Source organism: Pseudoalteromonas sp. G4, from assembly GCF_028875915.1.
Lineage (GTDB): Bacteria > Pseudomonadota > Gammaproteobacteria > Enterobacterales > Alteromonadaceae > Pseudoalteromonas.
In genome coordinates this window covers 15,595-39,885 of sequence record NZ_JAPEHW010000023.1, presented here as the reverse complement: position 1 = coordinate 39,885, position 24,291 = coordinate 15,595, and the positions used below count along the sequence as shown (strand labels likewise).

24 protein-coding genes and 1 pseudogene are annotated in these 24,291 nt (G+C 39.9%); 11 read left to right on the top strand and 14 right to left on the bottom strand.

Annotated features, from left to right (window positions below):
* Positions 1-86: 86 nt before the first annotated feature.
* The gene (locus ON073_RS09150) at positions 87-383 is read left to right on the top strand and encodes a hypothetical protein (RefSeq protein ID WP_274761580.1); all 297 of its coding nucleotides are present in this window, start codon (positions 87-89) and stop codon (positions 381-383) included.
* A gap of 144 nt (positions 384-527) precedes the next feature.
* Positions 528-2,198, top strand: a complete 1,671-nt coding sequence (locus ON073_RS09145; RefSeq protein ID WP_274761579.1) for an amidohydrolase — start codon at positions 528-530, stop codon at positions 2,196-2,198.
* 61 nt (positions 2,199-2,259) lie between these two features.
* Here ON073_RS09145 and ON073_RS09140 read toward each other — a convergent pair whose 3' ends face one another.
* Positions 2,260-2,505 (bottom strand): uroporphyrinogen decarboxylase, encoded by a 246-nt coding sequence (locus ON073_RS09140; protein WP_274761578.1) that lies wholly within the window; start codon positions 2,503-2,505, stop codon positions 2,260-2,262.
* 119 nt (positions 2,506-2,624) lie between these two features.
* On the opposite strand from ON073_RS09140, the gene ON073_RS09135 reads away from it, so the two are divergent.
* Positions 2,625-3,281: a Crp/Fnr family transcriptional regulator gene (locus ON073_RS09135; protein ID WP_274761577.1), complete on the top strand. Its 657-nt coding sequence runs from the start codon at positions 2,625-2,627 to the stop codon at positions 3,279-3,281.
* Between the two features lie 61 nt (positions 3,282-3,342).
* On the opposite strand, the gene ON073_RS09130 is transcribed toward ON073_RS09135, so the two are convergent.
* Positions 3,343-3,912: a phosphoribosyltransferase gene (locus tag ON073_RS09130; protein ID WP_054981114.1), complete on the bottom strand. Its 570-nt coding sequence runs from the start codon at positions 3,910-3,912 to the stop codon at positions 3,343-3,345.
* Between the two features lie 405 nt (positions 3,913-4,317).
* Positions 4,318-5,613, bottom strand: coding sequence for an aminopeptidase PepB (pepB, locus tag ON073_RS09125; protein ID WP_274761576.1), 1,296 nt, complete (start codon positions 5,611-5,613; stop codon positions 4,318-4,320).
* Between the two features lie 86 nt (positions 5,614-5,699).
* On the opposite strand from pepB, the gene sfsA reads away from it, so the two are divergent.
* The 8 genes from sfsA to ON073_RS09085 all read left to right on the top strand — a co-directional run bounded on the left by sfsA (position 5,700) and on the right by ON073_RS09085 (position 11,952).
* Positions 5,700-6,410, top strand: a complete 711-nt coding sequence (gene sfsA / locus ON073_RS09120; protein ID WP_274761575.1) for a DNA/RNA nuclease SfsA — start codon at positions 5,700-5,702, stop codon at positions 6,408-6,410.
* A 162-nt stretch (positions 6,411-6,572) separates the two neighbouring features.
* Positions 6,573-7,013 carry an RNA polymerase-binding protein DksA gene (gene dksA, locus ON073_RS09115; RefSeq protein ID WP_054981111.1) on the top strand — a complete coding sequence of 147 codons (441 nt, stop codon included), beginning with the start codon at positions 6,573-6,575 and terminating at the stop codon, positions 7,011-7,013.
* A 10-nt stretch (positions 7,014-7,023) separates the two neighbouring features.
* A complete protein-coding gene (gene gluQRS / locus ON073_RS09110; RefSeq protein WP_274761574.1) occupies positions 7,024-7,950 on the top strand; it encodes a tRNA glutamyl-Q(34) synthetase GluQRS in 927 nt (308 codons plus the stop codon).
* A gap of 163 nt (positions 7,951-8,113) precedes the next feature.
* Positions 8,114-9,481 (top strand): polynucleotide adenylyltransferase PcnB, encoded by a 1,368-nt coding sequence (gene pcnB, locus ON073_RS09105; protein WP_274761586.1) that lies wholly within the window; start codon positions 8,114-8,116, stop codon positions 9,479-9,481.
* A complete protein-coding gene (gene folK, locus ON073_RS09100) occupies positions 9,474-9,977 on the top strand; it encodes a 2-amino-4-hydroxy-6-hydroxymethyldihydropteridine diphosphokinase (protein ID WP_274761573.1) in 504 nt (167 codons plus the stop codon). Before pcnB ends, folK begins: the two co-directional genes overlap by 8 nt.
* 24 nt (positions 9,978-10,001) lie before the next feature.
* Positions 10,002-10,796 (top strand): 3-methyl-2-oxobutanoate hydroxymethyltransferase, encoded by a 795-nt coding sequence (gene panB, locus ON073_RS09095; protein WP_274761572.1) that lies wholly within the window; start codon positions 10,002-10,004, stop codon positions 10,794-10,796.
* Positions 10,797-10,820: 24 nt separating this feature from the next.
* A complete protein-coding gene (gene panC / locus ON073_RS09090; protein WP_274761571.1) occupies positions 10,821-11,672 on the top strand; it encodes a pantoate--beta-alanine ligase in 852 nt (283 codons plus the stop codon).
* A gap of 40 nt (positions 11,673-11,712) precedes the next feature.
* Entirely contained in the window at positions 11,713-11,952 is a 240-nt protein-coding gene (locus tag ON073_RS09085; RefSeq protein WP_274761570.1) for a hypothetical protein, read from the top strand.
* 165 nt (positions 11,953-12,117) lie between these two features.
* Here the strand turns inward: ON073_RS09085 and ON073_RS09080 are convergent, their stop codons facing one another.
* From ON073_RS09080 to ON073_RS09030, 11 genes and pseudogenes are all read right to left on the bottom strand, one after another.
* Positions 12,118-13,086: a PstS family phosphate ABC transporter substrate-binding protein gene (locus tag ON073_RS09080; protein WP_274761569.1), complete on the bottom strand. Its 969-nt coding sequence runs from the start codon at positions 13,084-13,086 to the stop codon at positions 12,118-12,120.
* 107 nt (positions 13,087-13,193) lie between these two features.
* Positions 13,194-14,513: a phosphate regulon sensor histidine kinase PhoR gene (gene phoR / locus ON073_RS09075; protein ID WP_274761568.1), complete on the bottom strand. Its 1,320-nt coding sequence runs from the start codon at positions 14,511-14,513 to the stop codon at positions 13,194-13,196.
* 14 nt (positions 14,514-14,527) lie between these two features.
* Positions 14,528-15,184 (bottom strand): phosphate regulon transcriptional regulator PhoB, encoded by a 657-nt coding sequence (gene phoB / locus ON073_RS09070; protein ID WP_274761567.1) that lies wholly within the window; start codon positions 15,182-15,184, stop codon positions 14,528-14,530.
* Between the two features lie 249 nt (positions 15,185-15,433).
* On the bottom strand, positions 15,434-16,393 hold the full coding sequence (locus ON073_RS09065) for a porin (RefSeq protein WP_274761566.1): 960 nt from the start codon (positions 16,391-16,393) through the stop codon (positions 15,434-15,436).
* Between the two features lie 369 nt (positions 16,394-16,762).
* A pseudogene (locus ON073_RS09060) lies at positions 16,763-18,555 on the bottom strand (choice-of-anchor I family protein).
* Positions 18,556-18,717: 162 nt separating this feature from the next.
* Positions 18,718-19,782 (bottom strand): class II fructose-bisphosphate aldolase, encoded by a 1,065-nt coding sequence (gene fba, locus ON073_RS09055; RefSeq protein ID WP_274761565.1) that lies wholly within the window; start codon positions 19,780-19,782, stop codon positions 18,718-18,720.
* A gap of 163 nt (positions 19,783-19,945) precedes the next feature.
* On the bottom strand, positions 19,946-21,121 hold the full coding sequence (locus ON073_RS09050) for a phosphoglycerate kinase (RefSeq protein ID WP_274761564.1): 1,176 nt from the start codon (positions 21,119-21,121) through the stop codon (positions 19,946-19,948).
* Positions 21,122-21,183: 62 nt separating this feature from the next.
* Positions 21,184-22,197 (bottom strand): erythrose-4-phosphate dehydrogenase, encoded by a 1,014-nt coding sequence (gene epd, locus ON073_RS09045; RefSeq protein ID WP_274761563.1) that lies wholly within the window; start codon positions 22,195-22,197, stop codon positions 21,184-21,186.
* 339 nt (positions 22,198-22,536) lie between these two features.
* A complete protein-coding gene (gene map, locus ON073_RS09040) occupies positions 22,537-23,322 on the bottom strand; it encodes a type I methionyl aminopeptidase (RefSeq protein WP_274761562.1) in 786 nt (261 codons plus the stop codon).
* Entirely contained in the window at positions 23,315-23,518 is a 204-nt protein-coding gene (locus ON073_RS09035; RefSeq protein WP_274761561.1) for a ParD-like family protein, read from the bottom strand. Before ON073_RS09035 ends, map begins: the two co-directional genes overlap by 8 nt.
* A gap of 110 nt (positions 23,519-23,628) precedes the next feature.
* A complete protein-coding gene (locus tag ON073_RS09030; RefSeq protein ID WP_274761560.1) occupies positions 23,629-24,261 on the bottom strand; it encodes a hypothetical protein in 633 nt (210 codons plus the stop codon).
* Between the last annotated feature and the right edge of the window lie 30 nt (positions 24,262-24,291).

Here is a 24,291-nt window from a genome sequence, read left to right as displayed (position 1 = left end):
AAATTGAATGCAGGAAAATTATTTCTCAAGTTTTGATTATTCTAAGCGATATAAAGCTATTGTATTAGTTGAGAAGTAGAGATGTAATGCAAACGAACCAATTTAATGAAGTTAATTTCGCATCTTTAAATAGCGCAATTATTGTTGAACAAGAGTTATGGCAAGCAGTTTGTATCAATTGTTATGACTTAGTTTCACGCGGTGTATCAACGTGTTCCAGCTCGCTAAATTACGTGATTGAAACAGCGCTTAAACTTGCTAAGCAACTTAATTTGCCCGCTGTACTTTGGACAACAAACTGCGAAAACGAACAAAAGCTAGCGGCATTGTTAGTTGCAATCAATAGACAAATTCAAACACCTCAGCAATTACTAAATAAATAACCCTCGACTATGTGATAACGCACTATCACATTTTATTTAACGCCAATTTGCTTAATGCTTGGCGTTAAATACTTTTTCATCAACCACTTATTTTTTATTTTGATTTTGCTATTCTCAATACACACGCATCGCGAGAGAATAACAATGACAACAAAAAAACAACTAAAACGCGCATTCATCGCTTTAACTAGTTTAGGCTTAAGTGCAATTACACCTGCAGCTTTTGCTGATTACACCATTTTACACAACGCAAACGGTTACACCTTGAAACAAGGAGCTGGCGTTCACGAATTTTCGACCTTAGTGATCAAAGACGGCAAAGTCGTTGCCACCGGGGATAAATCGATTATTTCAACCTACAGCCCAGCTGAAAAAATTGATGTAGAAGGCAAAACCTTACTACCAGGCCTTATTGACGCACACGGCCACATAATTGGTCTCGGTAAAAATCAAAGCCAGCTTGATTTGCGCAATAGTAAATCCCTTAAAGATGCACTTGAAGCAATTGCGCAATACGCAAAAAACACCGATGGCTGGGTAATAGGCCGTGGCTGGAACCAAGAAAACTGGCCGAGCAAAACATTTCCTAGCGCTAAAGATCTCGATGCTATTGTTAGCGACCGACCTGTAGCGCTTACGCGTGTTGATGGTCATGCCCTTTGGGTGAATTCGAAAGCGCTTGAAATTGCAGGCATTACCAAAGACACCAAAGCACCTGAAGGCGGTGAGATTATTCGCCTCGAAAATGGTGAGCCATCAGGTATTTTAATTGATAATGCTGAGCCATTGGTTTATCAACATATGCCTAAGATTGATAAAACAGAGGTGAATAAGCGCTTAGATGCTGCCGGAGAGCATTTACTGAGCCTAGGTATTACCTCTGCTCATGATGCAGGTATTGATGACTTAACTTACCAAGTTTATTTAGAGCGTGCTGCCAAAAACACCTTACCAATTCGCATTTATGCCATGTTAAGTGCGACGGATAGCCAGCTCAGCAAACAACTGGCGGCAGGGAAGCAATTTGACGGTAACGATATGCTGGCAATTCGCAGTGTAAAGGTATATTCCGATGGTGCTTTAGGCAGCCGAGGAGCAGCTCTTCTTGAAGATTATCAAGACCGAATTGGCCATAAAGGCTTAATGTTAATGTCGAATCAAGAGCTTGAAAATGTGTTTACGCAAGCATTTAAAGCGGGCTTTACCGTTAATACACATGCTATTGGTGATAAAGCCAATCGTGTAGTACTCGACACCTACGAAAAAGTCTACGCCAAAACTGGTGGCAAACTCCTTAGAAATCGTATGGAACATGCACAAATTGTTGAGCCCAGCGATATTAAACGTTTTAAACAACTTGCGATTATTCCATCGATGCAACCAGTACATGCCACATCCGATATGCATATGGCAGAAGATAGATTAGGCAAACATCGTCTAAATGGTGCATATGCGTGGCAAACCTTCTTAAAACAAGGCTCTCGTGTAGCAGCTGGTTCTGATTTTCCTGTTGAATTAGCCAACGCGTTTCATGGCCTTTACGCTGCAGTTTCGCGTCAAGATAAAAATGGAGCCCCAGAAGATGGCTGGCTTGCTGAGGAGAAGTTAACGCGTGAGCAAGCGCTTCGCGCATTTACTTTAGATGCAGCCTATGCCGCCCACCAAGAGTTTAAAATTGGCAGCCTTGAAAAAGGAAAATGGGCAGACTTTATAATTGTAGATACTAATTATTTTAAAGCCCCACTCAGCGATATTTACCACACGCAAGTTGAACAGACATGGCTTGCAGGTGAATTAAAATACCAACAAAAGTAAGCGCTAAGAGAGTTTAGGATTCAGAGCACTACTGCGCTCTGAATTCTTAATACTAAGTTGATTAACTTTCAGTTTCAGGCTCATTTGTCGATGATTTTTTCTTTGCTAACTTGATTAAGTGATAGATATTTACCAGTGAAAGCAAACCATTAGTAAAAGCAACTGGCCATGCAGAAATAGCTAACCCATATAACGTAAAACAGATACAGCCCGCGAGATTAAACCAACGAAGCTTTGCTACATCTTCCATCATTAATGAAGCAACAAGCAATGCTGATGCAAAATAACCTAAATATTCCCAAACCATGTGCTGCTCCGATTCTAATTATTACCAGTTTGCTGTAAGCTAAACGGTCCGATAGAATAGCTGAAGGACAATTGTCCAACAGCAAAAGCTGATTACTTGCACTCAACAAGCGAGACTTTATGTTCGATTACCACTTTTCAAAAACTCTAGTTGATGAGTTACTGTCTTATGCAGGCAATAGCTATACCCTGAAAAAAGGAAAGCTACTGGCAGAGCAAGGCAAACCGCTAAGTAAGTTAATTTTAGTACGTAGTGGCACAATTTCATTTAGTTATGATGTGGGTAATGGCAGGCGTTTATTACTGGGTCAGTTAGACTGTAACAACACCCTTGTGGGTGAAGTGGAAGCACTTAACGACAGACCCTGTATCTATTCAATGACTTGCCAAAGCGAAGTAACGTACAACCTGATTGAGTTGAAATATTGGCGCGAGTTATTACAAGAAAAGCCAGAGCTGGCAATGTACACGGCAAAAAGCATCGCTGAGAAGTTTATTGAGAACCAACAAATTAACTTAAATAAGTTGTTATTACCGCTTAGTTTCAACATTGCCAAAGACTGTTTAGCACGCTACCAAGATGAAACCGTGACTATGTTAAAACCTTATCCAAAAGTAAGTGCTGAAGCGGAACGATTTGCAACCACTGAGCGCGCTTACCGCCGCGTGGTAAGTGATTTAGTTGAACAAGGCTTAGTTCAACGTACTGAGCAAGGCTTAAAACCGCTTGATGAAGATAAACTAGAAGACTTTATCGATAGTTTTGCAAGTCGCTAAAGGTAAACAATACTAAAAAAGGTCGCAATTGCGACCTTTTTTAATGCTATTTATTTAGCGATTACTTTTTATCAATAAATAAATGGCTAATTTCTTTTAAATCAGTTTTGCCATTTGCAATTTCATCTGGTGTTAAACCTGAAAGCTCATGTGGGAAAACTAACCACTCGTCTGAATCATGAATATAGTAATCAGGTTCAATCGGTGTTTTGTTATTTTTTGGCTTATAGTAAGGGCAAGCCACGCGAATATCTTGTGGCAAGTTTAAGCGCATTAATTCTTTTAATTTTTCTTTTAGTGCGAAAATACTGCGACCTGAATCAAATACATCATCAACAATTAATAAGCTGTCAGATGCGTTAGCGTTTTCTATGATGTAGTGCAAGCCATGTACTTTGATATCTTTTGATTGTTTACCAATACCATAATATGACGAAGTACGTACCGCAATGTGATCTGTGTCTACACCTTTAAAGTCGTAGTATTCTTGTACCGCAATACCAATTGGTGCACCACCACGCCAAATACCCACTATGTAGTCAGGACGAAAACCATCATCAAAAACTTGTGCTGCGAGTTTAAACGAATCTTGCAAAAGCTGCTCTGCGGTAATAAAAACCTTATCTGACATGAAGTGCTCCTGATTTTTTTGGGTATAAAAAAGGGTGTGCATAATAGCTCAAATTAAACTAAATAGCTTGTTTTATATCAAAAAGGCATGACTTAAACCTTTTAAATACGGTTGCAACCTGATAGTTTAAATACTAGGCTATTTTTGTGGCCTTACACACATTGACAACATATGGATACATTTTTGGTAATGTTTACCAAAAACACATTTATGGATGAAGCAAATAAATAGAGGTACCCTATATGTGGTGGATATTTGCTTTCATGCTACTTGGCTTATTTATAGCGCTAAAACTAGTAAGTTTTAACGATACCACGCCAAGCGAAGAAGAGTTAGAGCGTTTAAACTTTAACAAACATTAATAAAAAGCCTGCACACTGCAGGCTTTTTAATGCTTATTTTTTATTATGCTTTTTCTAACAAGGTACGCGCGACCGTTCTCATACCCCATGTAGTTGCACCAGCTGCCCACTGGCTACCCGCAGAGTTTTGGAAGCTTGCTGCTAAGTCAATATGCACCCAGCCTTTACCTTCATTTGGCACGAAACGAGATAGGAAACCAGCAGCATTTGAAGCACCACCAAAGCCGCCACCTTTTTGTGCACGACTGTTTGCCGTATCTGCGTATGGTGATGGACAGTTAAACTGGTGGAACTTTTCAAGAGGTAATGCCCATGCAGCTTCAAACTCGTCACTAGCAAAGTTTTCAACTTCACGTACTAGTTCTTTATCTAAACCAAATAACGCATTGTATTCTTGACCTACCGCCATAAGCGCTGCACCGGTTAAGGTTGCCGCATCAATAATTAGTGGCGCGCCTGTTTCGCCAGCTGCCATTAGGCCGTCAGCAAGCACTAAACGACCTTCCGCGTCAGTATTTACGATTTCTACTGTAGTACCATTTTTGTAAGTAAGAATATCGCCTAACTTGTATGCATTACCTGAGATTAGGTTCTCTGCACAGCATAGGAATAACTTAACGCGCACATCTAAACCACGGCTAATTGCCAGAGCAAGACCAGAAGTAACCGTGGCCGCACCACCCATATCACACTTCATGGTTAACATGCCTTCACTTGGCTTAATTGAGTAACCACCTGAATCAAATGTAATGCCTTTACCCACAAGCGCTGCTGCTACTGGTGCATTTTCATCACCTGTTGGGTTGTAATCGAGTGTAAGTAACACTGGCGGGCGTTCACTACCACGGCCTACAGCGTGAATACCAATCCACTGTTGCTCTAGTAATGCATCGCCTTTAATAATGTCGTAGCTAACGTGCTCTGGCGCCATTGAACCGATAAATTCAGCCGCTTTCTCAGCAAGGCTTTCTGGATAAACATCTTCTGCAGTACCGTTAATCATCTGACGTTGCCAAATTGCAGCGCGCTTTAACGCCGCTAATTCATCAAGTGATGATTGGCTGTTTTCTGCAAATGTAACTGCATCAAGATTTTTAGCTGTCACAAAGCCTTGATAAAGCGCCCACTGACTTTCTGTGCACCAAGTGTCACCTTCTAAAACGATTGCTTTAATACCTTGATTAGCAAGTGCACGACCTGCCTTTTGTACGTTTTTAAGGGTTTCTTCTTGCTGTAAATGAACGGTCGCACCGTCATTAGAAAAAGAGAGTAAGGCTTTTTCACCCCAATGCGCCGCTGCGGCATCTTGAGATAACTGAACTTTGAACAGATCTGACATATTTTTTTCTCTCGTGTGTTCACATAATTGCGTGGCCCCAGTGTACACTAGTCACATACATAGCCCAATAATTTGCGATTAAAGCCATGCAATTTCAATCAAAGCTGCAACAAGCCAAGCTTATAAAACGATACAAACGTTTTTTAGTCGATATCGAAACCAACCAAGGTGAAAAAACCATTCACTGCGCTAACACCGGGCGTATGACTGGCTGCGCCGATTCGGGCTTTACTGCGTATTATTCAACATCTAGTAATACTAAGCGTAAATACCCCCATTCGCTTGAACTGACACAAAATCTAGCGGGAGATCTAATCTGCGTTAATACCAGCGTGGCCAACCATGTGGTTGCCGAGGCGATAGCTAAGCAACAAATACCTGAATTATTAAATTACGATACCCTAAAGCAAGAAGTAAAATATGGCGATGAAAACAGTCGCATTGATATTTTATTGAGTGATGCCGAAAAGCCAGCGTGTTATATCGAAGTAAAGTCGGTGACCTTGTTAGAGGAAAACGATAAAGGTTATTTTCCCGATGCGGTCACCGCCCGAGGCAGCAAACATTTGCGCGAATTAGTGACAATGAAGCAACAAGGCCATCGTGCGGTATTATTCTTTTTAATTCAACATACTGGCATTAAGTCTGTGGCACCTGCTGCTCATATTGACGCCAATTATGCAATTGAAATTAAAAAAGCATTAGCAGCAGGGGTTGAAATTTTATGTTATCGCACCAACATAAGCCCGGAACAAATTGTAATAGATAAAACCATTCCCTTTGTCGCACCACAGTGAATAGTTAACGAGTTCAAACGTTTTACCGCATAAATTATTGTTAATTAGGCTTGTCTAAATTTTTTAATTGGTAAAAATTAATTGCACTTAATTTTTTATTCTGCTATTTATAGCCGCCGACTTTTATTGGGACTCTATTCATAGAAGAATTAGGAGACAGTTATGCCATCACAAAATAATTTGAGTTTACTGGCTCAAGCAGGCCTAGCGCCTTATACAGAAAAACCTGGCGAAGAATACATGAGTGACGCACAACTTGCTCACTTTAAAACCATTCTTGAGACATGGCGTAACAACTTACGTGAAGAAGTAGACCGCACCATGAACCATATGCAGGATGAAGCAGCAAACTTCCCTGATCCAGTTGACCGTGCAGCACAAGAAGAAGAGTTTGCATTAGAATTACGTACCCGTGACCGCGAACGTAAGCTAATTAAAAAGATTGAGAAAACATTACAACTAATTGAAGAAGAAGATTTTGGCTATTGTGTTACTTGTGGCATCGAAATCGGTATTCGTCGTTTAGAAGCTCGTCCTACAGCTGATCAATGTATTGATTGTAAAACACTTTCTGAAATCAAAGAAAAACAATCAGGCCGTTAATTTGGCTTAAATGTTGGCAAACACATCTGATTTTGGGGCATACCGTGGCCGGTTTGCCCCTTCACCTTCAGGCCCACTTCATTTCGGCTCGTTAGTTGCTGCGCTTGGTAGTTATCTCGATGCAAAAGCACATAATGGTTTATGGCTAGTTCGTATCGAAGATATTGATACCCCCCGCGTTGTTGCAGGTAGTGATACACTCATATTACGTACACTCGAAAACTATGGCCTTTATTGGGATGAATCTATTCGCTATCAAAGCGAATGTTTAGACCACTATCAAGAAGTACTCAATACACTTACCAATGCAAAACAGGTCTATGCGTGTAAATGTACCCGTAAAGAAATAAAGCAACATGGTGGTTTTTACACTGGCCATTGTCGTGACTTAGGACTAGATTTTGAACAGCAAGCTTTAAGATTAAAACAGTCCTTACCTACTTATCAATTTAATGATTTATTTAAAGGCAATATCATTGTTGAAAGTAAATTTGCAGAAGAAGATTATATTATCAAACGCCGCGATGGATTATTTGCCTACCAACTTGTTGTCGTACTCGATGATATAGCACAGCAAATTTCACATATTGTACGTGGTGCTGATTTACTTTTCCCCACAGTACGACAAATCAGTTTATACAAGCTGTTAGGAGCCAAGGTGCCGCAATTTGGCCATTTACCTCTCGCAGTTGCAGAACCTGGATTTAAGCTATCAAAACAGAATTATGCTGCTGCAATTGATATGGATAAGCCGCAACAAACACTACTTGCTGCGCTAAATTTTCTAGGCTTAGATACTGAAGCTCAACTTATAAGCGCAACTGTTGAAGAAATAATTCATTGGGCAGTAAATATTTGGCAACGAGAACATGTACCTGCCAATGATGAAATCCAACTTATACCAAACGATAACAGCTTTACCTTTAAACCACTTTAAGATGCACAATCTTTAGGCTAAATAATGGCTAAATAACAGCCCATTCACCCCTGCTAGCGATGGCATTAGCACAGTGATTAGTATATTATTACGCGGTTAATTTTCCCTGTATGAATTCTGGAGCTGTCCCATTATTTCTAAGCTTGTAAAAATCTGCCGAGATATTTTATCTGGGTCAGAACAAAGTCAAGAACCACAAAGTGCTGCGAGTTTTTCAAAGCCGCTAGTTGTTACCAGAGAACATCACGTGGTTTCACGTAAACAACTCAGCCCAAATGCCCTCAAGGTACTGTATCGTTTAAAGGATGCTGGCTATGACGCTTATCTTGTTGGTGGTTGCATTCGTGATATTTTACTTGGCCTAGAACCAAAAGACTTCGACGTGGTGACCAATGCCACACCAGAGCAAATCAAAAAACAGTTTCGTAATTGCCGTTTAATTGGACGACGCTTTCGCCTAGCGCATATTATGTTTGGCCGTGAAATCATTGAAGTAGCCACTATGCGTGGTCATCACAGTGACGAGCAAGAAGAAAAAAACAAAAGCCAAGCGAGTGAGCAAGGTCAATTACTGCGCGACAACGTATATGGCACCATCGATGAAGATGCTGAGCGTCGTGACTTCTCTATTAATGCACTTTATTACTCAATTAATGATTTCAGTATTCATGATTTTGCCGGTGGAATGGAAGCGATTAAAAACCGCCGCATTGAATTAATTGGCGATCCTGAGACACGCTACCGTGAAGATCCTGTTCGCATGCTACGCGCTGTACGTTTCGCCACTAAGCTGGATATGACCATTGCACCAGCAACAGAGAAACCGATTTTTCAACTTGCATCGCTGCTTGGCAATATTCCGGCAGCCCGCCTATTTGAAGAAATGCTCAAATTATTTCTAAATGGCAAAGCAGAGGCCAATTTTAACCTACTGCGCCATTACGGGCTTTTTTCTTATCTTTTCCCAGCACTTGATAAGTTGCTGAATAAAAAGCCTGATGGGCCTGAAATAGCACTTATAAAACAAGTATTAAGTAATACCGACAAACGCATCAATGCTGGTAAAAAAGTAACACCAGCCTATCTTATTGCTGCATTCTTATGGTATCCACTGCAAGCACAAACCAAGCGCATAACGGCACAAGGTGAAACACCGTTTAATGCATTTAATATTGCAATGAACCAGATTTTATCTGAAAGCACAAAAGCTATTGCCGTGCCAAAACGCTTTACCATTGGTGCCCGAGAAATATGGCAATTGCAGCACCGTTTTGACAAACGTGGTGGTCAACGTGCATTTCGTTTAACGCAGCAACCGCGTTTTCGTGCTGCAAAAGATTTTTTCTGTTTACGTGCCCAATACGAACCTGAACTTACTGAACTTGCTGCATGGTGGGATAACTACACAGAACAAGATGCTGGCAATCAGAAACGCATGGTAGGCGAATTAAATAAAGGCGGAAAAAACAGTAGTTTCCGTCGCAGACGCCCACGTAAACCAAAAGCTAACAATGCGAAACGTCATGACTAATCAAGCTACTGAGCGTGTGTATTTAGGTTTAGGCGCAAATTTAAATGCGCCTTTAGAACAAATTCGAAAGGCCACAAACGCGCTATCAGAGCATGCTGAAATTAATTTAGTTGCAAGTTCCTCACTCTACGGCAGTAAACCGATGGGACCGCAAGATCAGCCTGACTATGTAAATTCAGTTGTGGCTATTGAAACAAATTTATCGCCTTTGGCACTATTAGATATCACGCAAAAAATTGAATTTGATTTTGGTCGGGTGCGTAAAGAGAATCGTTGGGGACCACGTACTCTCGACATAGATATCATTTTGTACAAAGGTGAAGAGATTGAAAACGAACGTCTTACTGTACCGCATTACGGTATGAAAACTCGTGAGTTTGTTCTCTACCCGTTAGATGAAATTGCCCCGAATTTGTGCCTACCGTGTGGCACTGAATTAAACGCATTACTCAAAACCATTGATAAAAATGGCTTAACCATTTTGGCATCAAGCTAATAACAAAAAACAATCGAGAGACACATGGCTAAGATTACTGTTTCAAAATTAAAGAAGATGAAGCAAGAAGGCGAAAAAATTGCTGCACTAACGGCATACGACGCGAGCTTTTCCAGCCTATTTGAACAGCAAGGCGTTCACGTTTTATTGGTAGGTGATTCAATGGGTATGGTACTGCAAGGTGGCAGTGACACGCTTGCGGTGACCAATCAAGAGATTGCTTATCACACTCGCTGTGTTCGCGCTGGTGCCAAAGACACCTTTGTGATTGCCGATATGCCATTTATGACATACTCAAATCCAGCTGATGCATGTCGTAATGCTGCTGAGCTAATGCGCTCAGGTGCTAATATGGTAAAACTTGAAGGTGGTGAATGGCTTTACCCTGCAATTGAATCACTTACGCAACAGGGTATTCCTGTATGTGGTCATTTAGGATTAACGCCACAGTCGGTTCATGTGTTTGGTGGTTTTAAGATTCAAGGTCGCACAAACGAAGCGGCTGAAAAAATGATTAATGATGCGAAGGCGCTTGAAGCTGCTGGTGCACAATTATTGGTACTTGAATGTATTCCTTCTGAGCTTGCGAAAGCCATTACTGAAGCCGTATCAATTCCAACAATTGGTATTGGCGCGGGTAAAGATACTGACGGTCAAATCTTAGTTATGCACGACTTAGTAGGTATTTCAGCAGGGTATATTCCTAAATTTTCAAAGAACTTTTTACTTGAAGCTGGCAGCATGCCAGAAGCAGTTAAAAAATATATCGATGATGTGCAAAGTGGTCAGTTCCCTGCCCCTGAGCATGAATTCAATTAATTTAAGTGTTAAGTAGTTACTTTTATGCAAACGGTTTCTAACGTTTCTCAATTGCGCAGCAAAGTAAAAAGCTGGAAGCAAGAAGGTTTAACAGTTGCTTTTGTGCCAACTATGGGCAACTTACATGCAGGCCACTTTTCATTGGTGGATAAAGCGAAACAAATTGCCGACAAAGTGGTTGTCAGTATTTTTGTAAATCCAATGCAATTTGGCAAAAATGAAGATTTAGATAAATATCCTCGCACGCTTATCGATGATCAAAATGGTCTTATCGAACATGGCGCTGATTTACTCTTTACACCAACTGTTGAGACGATTTATCCGAAAGGACTTGAAGCACAAAGTTACATTGATGTACCAGGTGTATCAGAGGGCCACTGCGGTGCTAGTCGCCCTGGTCATTTTCGTGGTGTTGCGACTATCGTAAACAAATTATTTAACCTTGTGCAGCCAGATATCGCGTGTTTTGGTGAAAAAGATTTCCAACAACTTGCGGTTATTAGAACCATGGTTGAAGACTTATCAATGCCAATTGAAATTATTGGTGTTGCTACTAAGCGTGAAGATTCAGGCCTTGCAATGAGTTCACGGAATGGTTATTTGTCTGAAACTGAAAAACAGCAAGCCAGCGCGCTTTATCAGATTATGCTAAACGCTGAAAATGCCTTAAAAGCCGGTGAGTTAAGCATTGCTGAAATCACTGAACAAGCGCATTTAGCAATCGTACAAAACGGCTTTAAGCTCGACTATTTTAATATTTGTAACGCCAACACCTTACAACCGGCGTCAAATGATGATACAAATTTAGTGATTCTGGTTGCTGCATTTTTAGCAAATGTGCGTTTAATTGATAACTTACAAGTTACAACAGCCTAACCTCGCTACTCAATTTAAAAAATTATAAGGATTAAGGATAATGAAAAAGCTAGTCACCATCGCCTTAGTAGCTTTATTGGCTGCATGTAGTGCAAATAAAGACTTAACACCAGCACAAAAAGAAGTGCTTAACAGCTGCGCACAACAAAACTTCCAGTGTGAATCTTCATGTGAAAACACCAATATGCGCGATAATATGGCGAATGGCGTGTGTATGCGTCAATGTATTGATCAGCATAATGCGTGTAAAGCACAGCTAGGCCCAGAATTTATTAACTAACCTAGGATAACAAATTGTTAGTTAACTTCTTATCTCGAGTTCAGGTTAACTAATACCATTCTCTTAAGTAGCTGATCACATACTTAACAGAGTTGTTATAAAAATTATTTTAAACACAAAAAAGCCGCTAGATAGCGGCTTTTTTTATTGGCTGAGATACTTTACTTATAGAAGGCCTAGCTTCTTAAGTTCTTTGTTAGCCATACCTGAAGTAAGTGGCACATAACCGTCTTTCTCAACAATCTTTTGACCGTCTTTAGAAAGCACCATCTTCAGGAACTCAGCTTCAATTGGTGAAAGTGGTTTGTTAGGGTGCTTATTAACGTAAACGTATAGGAAACGAGATAGTGGGTATTTACCAGTTGCTACGTTTTCTAAAGTTGCGTCTACAAACTTAGTACCTTTCTTCGCTAGAGGAACTGTACGAACACCTGATGTCTTATAACCGATACCTGAGTAACCGATTGCATTAAGTGAAGATGAAATAGACTGTACTACAGATGCAGAACCTGGTTGCTCATTTACGTTATTTTTAAAGTCACCTTTACAAAGTGCTTTTTTCTTAAAGTAACCATATGTACCTGATACTGAGTTACGGCCGTATAACTGGATGTCTTTACCAGCCCAAGTACCTTCTAAACCAATATCGCTCCAGCGAGTTGCTTCTTTATCAGCACCACATTTACGTGTTGATGAGAATACTGAATCAACTTCTTTGATTGTTAAACCTTCAATTGGGTTATCTTTGTGTACGAATACTGCAAGTGCATCAATTGCTACACGAACTTCAGTTGGCTTATAACCGTATTTTTTCTCAAAAGCTTCGATTTCTTTTGACTTCATTTTACGGCTCATAGGACCAAAGTTTGAAGTACCTTCTGTTAGTGCCGGTGGCGCAGTAGATGAACCAGCTGCTTGAATTTGAATATTCACGTTAGGGTATTGACGCTTGTATTCTTCAGCCCAGAAAGTCATCATATTTGCTAATGTGTCAGAGCCAGTTGATGAGAAATTACCAGAAATACCAGTTGTTTTTTCGTAATCTGTTAATTTGTTATCTACAGCAATCGCGTTACCAGCAAACATTGCTGTAACAGTTAGGCCCATTGTAGCCACTAAGTTTTTAAGTTTCATTGGGTAACTCCAATTGATTATCCCGTTTTGATGATGCGACTATTTTTAGCCTTTTCCATGACAGTAAAATGACTAAAATATGACAAATTTATTAACACCAAAAATTATTAAAATTCTGTTTCTAACTTCTTGTTTTTTAAACGTTCGTTAGAGAAAGAAAAACTAAACACTGAACCTTCACCAACTTTTGATGAAATATTTAAGTGAGAATCATGACGACTTAATACATGTTTGGTTATAGCCAAACCTAAACCTGAGCCACCTGTATCCCGTGATCGGGCTTGGTCAACTCGGTAAAAACGCTCTGTTAAACGGTGAATATGTTCACTCGCAATACCATCGCCATTATCTTCTACGCTAAATTCGGCTCCTGTATCATTCTTTTGCCAAGTAATAATAATTTCACCACCTTTTGGGGTGTAGCGAATTGCATTAAACACAAGGTTTGAAAAAGCACTGCGTAACTCTTGTTCTTTACCGATAACATTAAGTGTATCGTCAATATTAAGCGCTATAGTGTGTTGCTTTTCTTGATTCAACTGCTCGGCTTCACGGTAAATATTCATCAACATATCACTGATATCGACTTCTTCTTCAAAGTCCGGCTTGTCTGAATTCTCAATACGCGCCAATGCCAGTAATTGTTCTACTAGACTCGCCATTCGCTTACATTGCTCTAGCATAGTTTGCTGAGCTTTGCTCCACATTGCAGGTGGCGGTGCCATATCAGGATCAAACATTTCAAGATAACCTGACATTACTGTCAACGGGGTACGCAATTCATGGGATACATTAGCAATAAAATCACGGCGCATTTCTTCAAGCTGCTTTATTAACGTCACATCACGCACAACCATCATCAATTGTGATGTTGCGTAAGGTGTCACCCGCACTTCTAATACACTATGAGAGTCAACTGGCGATTGCAGCTCAAGCGGCTCTATGTACTCTTTCGAGTGCATATATTTAATAAAATCTGGACGACGGATTAAATTATCTAAACGCTGGCCATGATCAAGCGGCCACTGTAAACCAAGTAGCGCGATCGATTCTTTGTTGCACCAAACGATCGCCAGATCATCTTGCAAAACTAATACACCATCAGGAACCGCTTCGGCACCTTCTCGGAAACGACGAATAACATCGGCAAGTTCATTGCGTTTTCTGCGATTTCGCTGTTGTAGGCGGTAAATCCCCTCAAACACTTGCTCCCACACACCTTCACCTTCTGGTGGGTAGTATTTTCGTTGTTCCGTTAACCAATCGCTAAGTCGGAATAACTGGCGATAATTCCACACTAATAATGAAAGTGTACCTAGCCATAAAAGTAAAAAAGGAGCCCCTAACAGGACTCCTATTAATGTAAGTGGAATAAAGTAAACAAAAAGGCGTTTAACTAATTCCCGCTTACTAACGATTCGTAGCATAGACTTCTCTTAGGTTAGATTTTGCTCGAAAAGCGATAACCAGCACCACGTACTGTTTGCACTAATTTATCATGTCCCATGGGTGCAATCGCTTTACGTAGACGACGGATATGTACATCAACAGTGCGGTCCTCTACATATACATTTGTACCCCAAACATTATCTAGTAGTTGTTCACGGCTGTAAACACGCTCCGGGTGTGTCATAAAAAAGTGCAATAATTTAAATTCCGTTGGGCCCATATCCAACTCGTTGCCAGCTGATGTAACACGGTGAGAAATAGGATCTAAACGTAAACCGTGCACTTCAATTGCTTCTTCAAGTGATGTTGGCGATACGCGACGGAAAACGGCTTTAATACGTGCCATTAATTCTTTCGGTGAGAATGGTTTAGTAACATAATCATCAGCACCTACTTCAAGCCCTTTGATTTTGTCTTCTTCTTCACCACGAGCGGTTCTATTTTTAATCTTTTTAGCAATTTGTACACCACTGGTACCAGGCAGCATCCAGTCTAATAAAATCATATCAGGATAAGGCTCAACTAGCGCATCCATTGCTGAATCATAATCCTGAGCTTCAATAGCCTGAAATCCATTTTGTTCAAGTACGAATACCAACATTTCACGAATTGGTGCTTCGTCATCAACCACTAGTATCTTACGCGACATGAAATAATTCTCTTAGTTATCAACTGACTTCATTATCAAAGTAAAGTGTGACACTTTTATGAATATAAACATAAAAATATCATAAATAAAATGTTGTTAATCTGTAGTGTTATTTTCATCACTCTTTAATACTATTAAAAACAGCATATTTATCATTACGATAGAGACAAAAAAACACTATAAATTAATATTAAAAAGCCCCTAAAAGGGGCTTAAAAAATTAACTAAATTGTCACGTTTTTATTGCATTCAAAAATCATATCTAAGGGTCACCGCTAAGTGACCTTCGTCATCGCTGTTATCTAAATCTCGCTGGGTATACCAAATATAGGCTTTAGCTTGTTTGCCTAATTTACGCTCAACACCCACCGAACTTGCCGTACCGCTATCTTTTAATTTACCAAATCCCGTTTCATCATCTTGATACTGAACAAGGATCTTATAATTTTCAATTTTGTACGAAGCACTTACAACAAAGGTATCACCATCATCACCAGAAGATACTTTTTCGCTGTTTTGATACATACCATTGATAGTAAAATCCCCTAATTTACCTTGTGCTGAAACACGATCAATGTTGTAACCAGCAACATCCTCATCATGCGCGTATGACACATAAAAAGGTGTTTTCTTTAATGCCTTATCACCGTAACCAATTGCTGCTGAAACCCCTGATCCGTCAGTTTGTTTACTATTTTCTTCAGCGACATAAGTAAGTTCAAATTGCAATTGACCAAATTTAGGCGATTGGTAATTCACCATGTCTCCTAAACGGTTTTCACCCGTTGCCAAATGTTTAATATCACCGACGAAATCATTCATCATATCGAGTTTATTTTGCGATTTTTTAAGTGCGGTGTCTTTTCGGCCAATTAAGATCTGACCAAACTTATTGCTTTTGATCCCAACATATTGATCACGTGATTTAATGTTATCGTCGCTACCATTGGCACCATCTTGCTCTGAGATATTAACTTCCCACTCTAACTTGGTCAGAACAGAAAGATCATCCGAAATACTATGATTTGCTTTAATGCCAAAGCGAGAAGAATAAGAATCTACTTCAGTGGAGCTATCTTGATTATCAATATCGACATACCTTAAACCAAGGTGTGCTCGTCCATACACTTTGGCTTCCGTGTCTGCGATCACATCCATTGGTAACAACACTAAACCTATACAGCTCGCTAGTAAGAGTTTTTTGATCATAATGATTTCCTCAAGCAGAGTGTGTTTAAAGCAATTTGCTTTTATTTTATACACTTATGAAGTGAATATATATTTTATTTATTATTTACTCTAGTACATTTTTGCATGATGGCAATGTTATGGATCACTATTTTACTAGTCGGATCATATTTATACTAAGAACAAGCAAAAAAGCCGTTGCTTGGATCTAAAAATTACCAAGATCTTTGTAGTTTTAGATCAAATTTCAATGATTTAGCAGTGTTTTAACTTTGAAATTAGGTAATAACGCGCATTTAGTTAGTAGGATCGCGATCCCTGAAGGTAAAAATGGGATCTTGTTAGTAAGAAAGTGATCCCAAACATGCATTTGAGATCACCTTCTATTAGTTAGTTCGTTTGATGTTCAGCAATCTGCCACACACTCACCGAACCTGAGATTTCATTACCGATAACCAGTAATGGTTTACCTGTTGGGCTATTTTCAGAGGAAATAAACGACATTCCCTCAGGCGCTAAATCACCACTGATTTCAGCACCTTCTTCAACACCACGATTGATAAAGTAGTCAACAAATTCAACGTTATATGGGTTAGTGATATTAAATACCATAACCCCTCCCATGCGCTCTAAACCTAAAAATGCATAACTTTGCTCACCAATCTTGCCGATTGCAAGTGCCTCAGGCTCTGCACCTTTGGCATCCGAGCGCGTATCACCTTCATTTGCATCTTCATCATTATTAAACGCTTTACACGCCGTAATTCGGTCAACTTGATCACCCGAGTCAAAAACAAGCAAACCATTTTGATCCCAAATCGAGAATGATCGCGCACCATAGGTATACAACTTCTCATATAGCCCGTCTTGATCCGCGTCACCGTACTCAGTGGTCACTTTCAAACGACCAATATCATCATTATCATTATTTAAATGGCTGAAGTTTGCAGCTAAATTGAGATCTTTTACACGAGACTCATCGGTATAAGCTAAGCAACCATCATCTTCGTCATAATCAAGACCACCGTTTGCAAAACATTCTGCTTCATTTGCAGCATCAAAGAAATATTCTCGCCATCACCTTCATTGGCAGAAACAATAAATGAGGCACCTTGCCAAGTATAAGAAGCAATGGTATCGGGTTGATACATACCAAATAAATTATTGTAATGTTTAAAGTTAATACCACCGTCTTTATCGGATGCATCAAAATCAAGATTGGACCAATCTTTAAAACCTAGTCCTTTTACTTCAATGCTATTGCTTGTTAAATCTAAAAATGCAATTGCGTTATTCTCTTGCAGGCTAATATAAGCCATCTTGCTATCTGCACTTACTGTAATGTATTCAGGCTCTAAATCTTCAGCTACTGTGGTGTTAATTAATTTGCCTTTAATGATTTGTCCCTTAGGATTAGCAAATACAACGCCGTCAGCTTCAAGTTCAGCTTGCTTACCATTATATGCTGTCAGTGAAATTTCAGTTGCTGTGTTTGCCACTTCACCATTTGACACACTAATGATTGAGATACTGCCTTCACCATCAAATGAATAGTCACTTAGAGGTTCACCTTCATTGGCCACCAGTATTTTTGAGCCATCAGGGGTAAACGTAAGCATGTCAGGTAAATAGCCAACCGGTACGTTTTTGACAAAGCTTGGTGTAGATCCAGTTAAGTTATAAATAGCAACATTACCCCTTTCAGCTTTACTCGGTGCGGCCATTGCTACCGCAAGCAAACTTTGATCGGGCGAAATCACAATGCTATTTGCATCACCGCTGGTGTGATCATTTAATGTAATTTGGCTTGATGAAGTAAGGTTTGTATTGGTAACTACACCTTCATTGTTTTGAAGTAAACCATCCGCATCTATGGCATCAATTTTGATTAAATCAACAACAGCTTCAGCACCTGAGCTATTTATTGCAAAAATGGTTTGTGAAGCTTTATGAAAAGCGACAATCTCTGCTGCACCTTCAGGAGATTGTGCATTAAGTACTGCTCGTCCAACTAACTTTATGTCGAGTAAGTTTGTTGCATTTAAACCATCAACACCATTGCTGCCATCTGCGCCATTTGTTCCTTTGGCACCTGTAGCTCCGTCTTTTCCGTCATCGCCATCTAATGAACAACCAGATAATGCAGCCAATACTGTAATCGCTAGCAACGATCGTTTAATCATTTTTATTTTCCTAAAATAGTTGTGATACAAATCAACCAACTATTAGGCAAGAGAAAGATGAATAAGCTGTGACAGCTGTTTGATGTTTTTATTGCACAAAAAAAGCGTTTATATGAGCTATATAAACGCTTTGCTTGTTAAAGGAAGTTGTATAACTTGATGTTATTTAACTTGTTGGTTTAACTCACCAGCAAGGTATTTTTCATGCATCGCATCAAGTGAAATTGGTTTGATTTTAGCCGCTTGACCAGCTGTACCAAACGCTTCGTAACGTGCAACACAGATTTCAGTCATTGCTTTTGTCGCTTCAGCTAAAAATTTACGCGGGTCAAAGTTTGCAGGGTTATGAGCAAGGTGACGACGAATTGCACCGGTTGATGCTAAACGTAAGTCAGTATCGATATTTACTTTACGAACACCGTGCTTAATGCCTTCAACGATCTGCTCAACTGGAACACCATAAGTTTCAGGGATCTCACCGCCAAACTCGTTGATCACCGCAAGCCACTCTTGCGGTACTGATGACGAACCGTGCATTACCAAGTGCGTATTTGGAATACGCGCGTGGATTTCTTTAATGCGGTTAATTGCCAGAATGTCACCTGTTGGTGGACGTGTGAACTTATATGCACCATGCGATGTACCACACGCAATCGCAAGTGCATCAACACCTGTTTTCTTAACGAAATCAGCTGCTTCTTCAGGATCTGTGAGTAGTTGGTCTTCAGTAAGTTTGCCTTCTGCACCAATTCCGTCTTCTTCACCTGCTTCACCCGTTTCTAATGAACCAAGTACACCTAATTCACCCTCAACTGAAACACCACACGCGTGCGCCATTTCAACGGTACGGCGTGTTACATCAACGTTGTACTCGTAGCTTGAAGGCGTTTTACCATCTTCAAGTAGTGAGCCATCCATCATTACTGATGAAAAGCCTAATTGGATTGAGCGTTGGCAAACTGCAGGTGATGTACCGTGGTCTTGGTGCATTACTACAGGAATGTGTGGCCATTCTTCAATTGCCGCTAAAATCATATGACGGATAAACGGCGCACCGGCGTATTTACGCGCACCTGCTGAACCTTGAACGATAACAGGACTATTAGTCTTGTCTGCTGCTTCCATAATTGCACGCATTTGCTCTTGGTTATTCACATTAAACGCTGGAACACCATAACCATTTTCTGCCGCATGGTCTAATAGCTGACGCATACTGATTAAAGCCATTTTGCTTTCTCCAATTTTTGATGGCACCTAACGCCATCGAGTTTGAACGGATAGATTTGTTTATTGCCAAGTAACCACAGATTTTGAGAGAGATGATGGTTACTTGGCTTTTTATTCAGTTACTTAGATTTAATTCAATTAACCTAAGTATAGCGTGCACAAATTATTTCGCGCGCGCTTCTAACATTGCTACAGCTGGTAACTGCTTGCCTTCTAAGAATTCTAAGAAAGCGCCACCACCTGTTGAAATGTATGAAATTTTGTCTGCTACTTCATATTTATCAATTGCAGCAAGAGTGTCACCGCCACCAGCAATTGAGAATGCATTTGATTCTGCAATCGCATGTGCAAGTGCTTTGGTACCTGCACCAAATTGGTCAAATTCAAATACACCGACAGGGCCATTCCATACAACAGTACCGGCATTTTTGATAATCTCAGCAAGTGCCTTCGCTGAATCTGGGCCAATATCAAAAATCATGTCGTCTGAGTCAACATCTGCAACTGACTTTAATGTTGCTACAGCTGTTTCTGAGAACTCTTTACCAACCACTACGTCAGTTGGTACTGGAATATCACCACCCGCTGCTTTTGCTGCATGAGTTAGTTTATTTGCTTCATCAATTAAATCAGCTTCATAAAGTGATTTACCAACGTTATTGCCCGCAGCTGCGATAAAGGTATTTGCAATACCACCACCACATACTAACTGATCAACAACACTTGAAAGCGACTCAAGTACAGTCAGTTTAGTTGATACTTTTGAACCACCTACAATCGCTACAAGTGGGCGCGCTGGGTTATCAAGTGCTTTACCAAGTGCGTCAAGTTCAGCCGCAAGTAATGGACCTGCACAGGCAACATCAGCGTATAAACCAACACCGTGAGTAGATGCTTGTGCGCGGTGCGCAGTGCCAAACGCATCCATGACATATACATCACACAGTGCAGCTAATTTTTTAGCTAAAGCTTCGTCGTCTTTTTTCTCACCTTTGTTGAAGCGTACGTTTTCAAACACAACTACTTCGTTGTCTGCAACGTCAACACCATCAAGGTAGTCTTTTTCAAGGCGAACAGTTTGCTCTAATACGTCATTTAAATAGTTAACAACCGGCTGCATTGAGAATGCTTCATCGTATTCGCCTTCCGTTGGGCGACCTAAATGCGACATAACCATTACTTTTGCGCCTTTTTCTAAGGCTAATTTAATGGTTGGTAACGACGCACGAATACGCGCATCACTGGTTACTTTACCGTCTTTTACTGGAACGTTTAGGTCTTCACGAATAAGCACGCGCTTACCTTGTAAATCTAAATCAGCCATTTTAATGACAGACATTTGAGCTCTCCTTTAACATAAAAAAACCGCAAATTTGTTGGCAAACTCACGGTTATCTAAATCTAACTTTTTAGTGCCATCGCTTCGGCAGTATCTAGCATACGGTTGGCAAAACCCCATTCGTTATCGCACCAAGCTAAGATTTTTACTAAGCGCTTGTGGCTTACACGGGTTTGCGTACCATCGATAATCGACGAATGGCTATCGTGATTAAAATCAACCGATACCAGTGGCTCTTCGGTATAACTAATAATACCGGCCAAGTGTTGATGCTCTGCATCTGAAAGTACTTTATTAACCGTTTCAATTGTTACATCAGTATTAAGGGTGACACTTAAATCCATAGCAGTCACATTGATGGTAGGCACTCGTACCGCAATGGCTTCAAACCTGCTTTTAAATTTAGGCAAAATACGTTCGATACCACGCGCTAATTTAGTATCAACCGGAATAATCGATTGGCTTGCGGCACGGGTACGACGAAGATCACTGTGATAGGCGTCAATTACTTGCTGGTCATGCATTGATGCGTGAATGGTAGTAATTGCACCTGACTCAATACCAAACGCATCATCAAGTACTTTAATCACTGGCACAATACAGTTAGTGGTACACGAACCGTTAGATACTATGGTGTGTTCAGCTTTTAGTTCACCGTCGTTTATGCCAAATACAATGGTGGCATCCATATCAGCATCGGCGGGTTGCGAGAACAACACCTTTTTAGCGCCAGCATTTAAATGAAGTTCAGCATGTTCACGTGAGTGATATACACCTGTGCATTCAAGCACTACGTCGATATCTAATAAACCCCAAGGCAGTTCGCTTGGATTTTCTTCGGCGAATAACTGAATTAAGTCACCATTAACCGTAATGGCATCTTGTTTTAATTGCACAGGAAACTTAAAACGACCATGAGAGGTGTCGTATTTTAATAAATGCGCGATACCTTTAGCGTCTGCTAACTCATTAATCGCTACAATTTGAATGTCGTTAGTGCGACCTGCTTCGTATAAAGCTCTTACGATATTTCGTCCGATTCGACCAAAACCATTAATTGCAATTTTGATTGCCATTAAGTTGTTTTTCCTAACAGTGCAATGCACTTTTCACAAGTGGTGAGAGGGTTAATGGCGGTTATTCTAAAACAAAGAAATTGATTTCGATAGTGAAAAAAATTTATTCTTGGATTAGCAAATATAATGACACCGGTTACTTCCTAGGTATATCAAGGGATCCAGTAATTTCGCAAGTTTCATGAAGATTTTTAGAAAAATGTGATTTTAATTTCTCCGTTAAAAATGACACCGGTTTCCCTAAATTTATTACGTCAATTTAGTGCTAAATACGTACTATAAAAAACACAAAAAAAGCCTAATTTAGGCTTTTAAAGTCATCTAAAAAAAGCTTTAGATTTAGTCGTTCATTTGCAACTTTTCTTCTTGGCGTAAAGTTAGCACTTCAAAGCCGTCTTTGGTGACTAAAATAGTATGTTCCCATTGCGCTGATAGTTTTTTATCTCGGGTAACTACAGTCCAACCATTGGATAGGGTTTTGGTTTTTGATGTACCTTGGTTAATCATTGGCTCGATTGTAAACGTCATGCCTTCTTGAAGAGTCACACCGCTACCTTTTTTACCAAAATGAAGTACTTCAGGTGCTTCATGCATTTGCTGACCAATACCATGACCGCAATACTCTCTTACGACGGTATACCCTCGTTGCTCTGCATGTTGTTGAATTACCGCGCCGATGTCGCCCAGCTTTGCACCCGGTTTTACCTGTTTTATCGCAAGCCAAAGTGCCTCATAAGATGTATCAACCAAGCGTTTTGCTAAAGGCGTTACATCGCCAATACAGTACATTTTACTGCTATCAGCAATAAAGCCATTTTTCTCTAAGGTAATATCAATATTTATGATGTCGCCATTTTTAAGCTTTTCTGTGCTACTGGGTACACCGTGACAAACTACTTCATTTATCGATGGATTGAGTACATATTTAAAGCCATATTGGCCTTTACTTGCGGGACGTGCATTTAACGTATTGGTAATGAAGTCCTCAACAAAATTATTGATATCTAAAGTCGATTGACCAATTGCAATATAGTCATCTAAAGCTTCGAATACTTTAGCAAGCAATTGCCCTGATGTTCGCATGAACGCTATTTCAGATGGGTTTTTAATTATTATTTCACTCATTACTTGTTCCTTGTAACGCTACTTCGCGTAACAACTCCTTTTCCATTATTTCAGCAAAGGTCAAATTTGGATTACGCTCAGCAAGTCGCCCTACTTTTATCCAAAATTCAGCTTGAGAGTTGATAGAACGAACCATTACGGTGCTAGCATGACGAATTTCATCATGTAATTGATCGGAAATTTTCACAATACCCATAGCTTTATTCAAACCAAAATATACGATTTATATATAATACGTATACAATCTATATAAAAGCAATAAAAAATGGCGCCAAAGGCGCCATTTTGGGCTGGGTAACAAATGAATTATCTTGGCAGATTTTTGCTTAACTTTTTATGTTTATTCATTACATCACTGTAATAACCATGAAGCGCTTCGGTTAGCTGCCCTTCTTGGCGCTTTAATTTTTCAGCTTGTGAGATATTTTGCTGCTTTAATGTCACATTTTCAGCACGTAGTTGATTAATGACATCAGCTTGCTGCTGCGCTTTCGTCTTTAGATCTTCCACACTATGAAGTGAGTCTTTAATTAGCGCGTTTAGTTCTTCATTACGTTCATTGAGCTCTCGACAATGATGTTTCATTACCGATTTGCTCATATTGGCTTCTTCAACCTGTTGCTGTAAATCATGCAGCTGAGCAGTCAGTTCATCGCTTGGTTTTTTCTTAGCGTCTGATAACTGCTCCATTAATGTTTCAAGCATGGCATTTGAGTTTTCCCACTCACGTTCAATAATTTGAACATGTTTAATAATCATTTCATGATCATTTTGTAGTTGCTCAAATTGCTGCTGCTTTTCTAACAACAACTTCTTCTGTTGAATGAGCTGTTCTGTCAGTGCTTTTTCATGTGCACGTTGCGCAAAAGAGGTAATATTTGCTTGTACGGGATCTGCACCACAAACAAGTTCAGGTGCATTTTGTTCAGAGGTAACCATCTCCCTTTCCTCGTTTTTATACCTATCAAA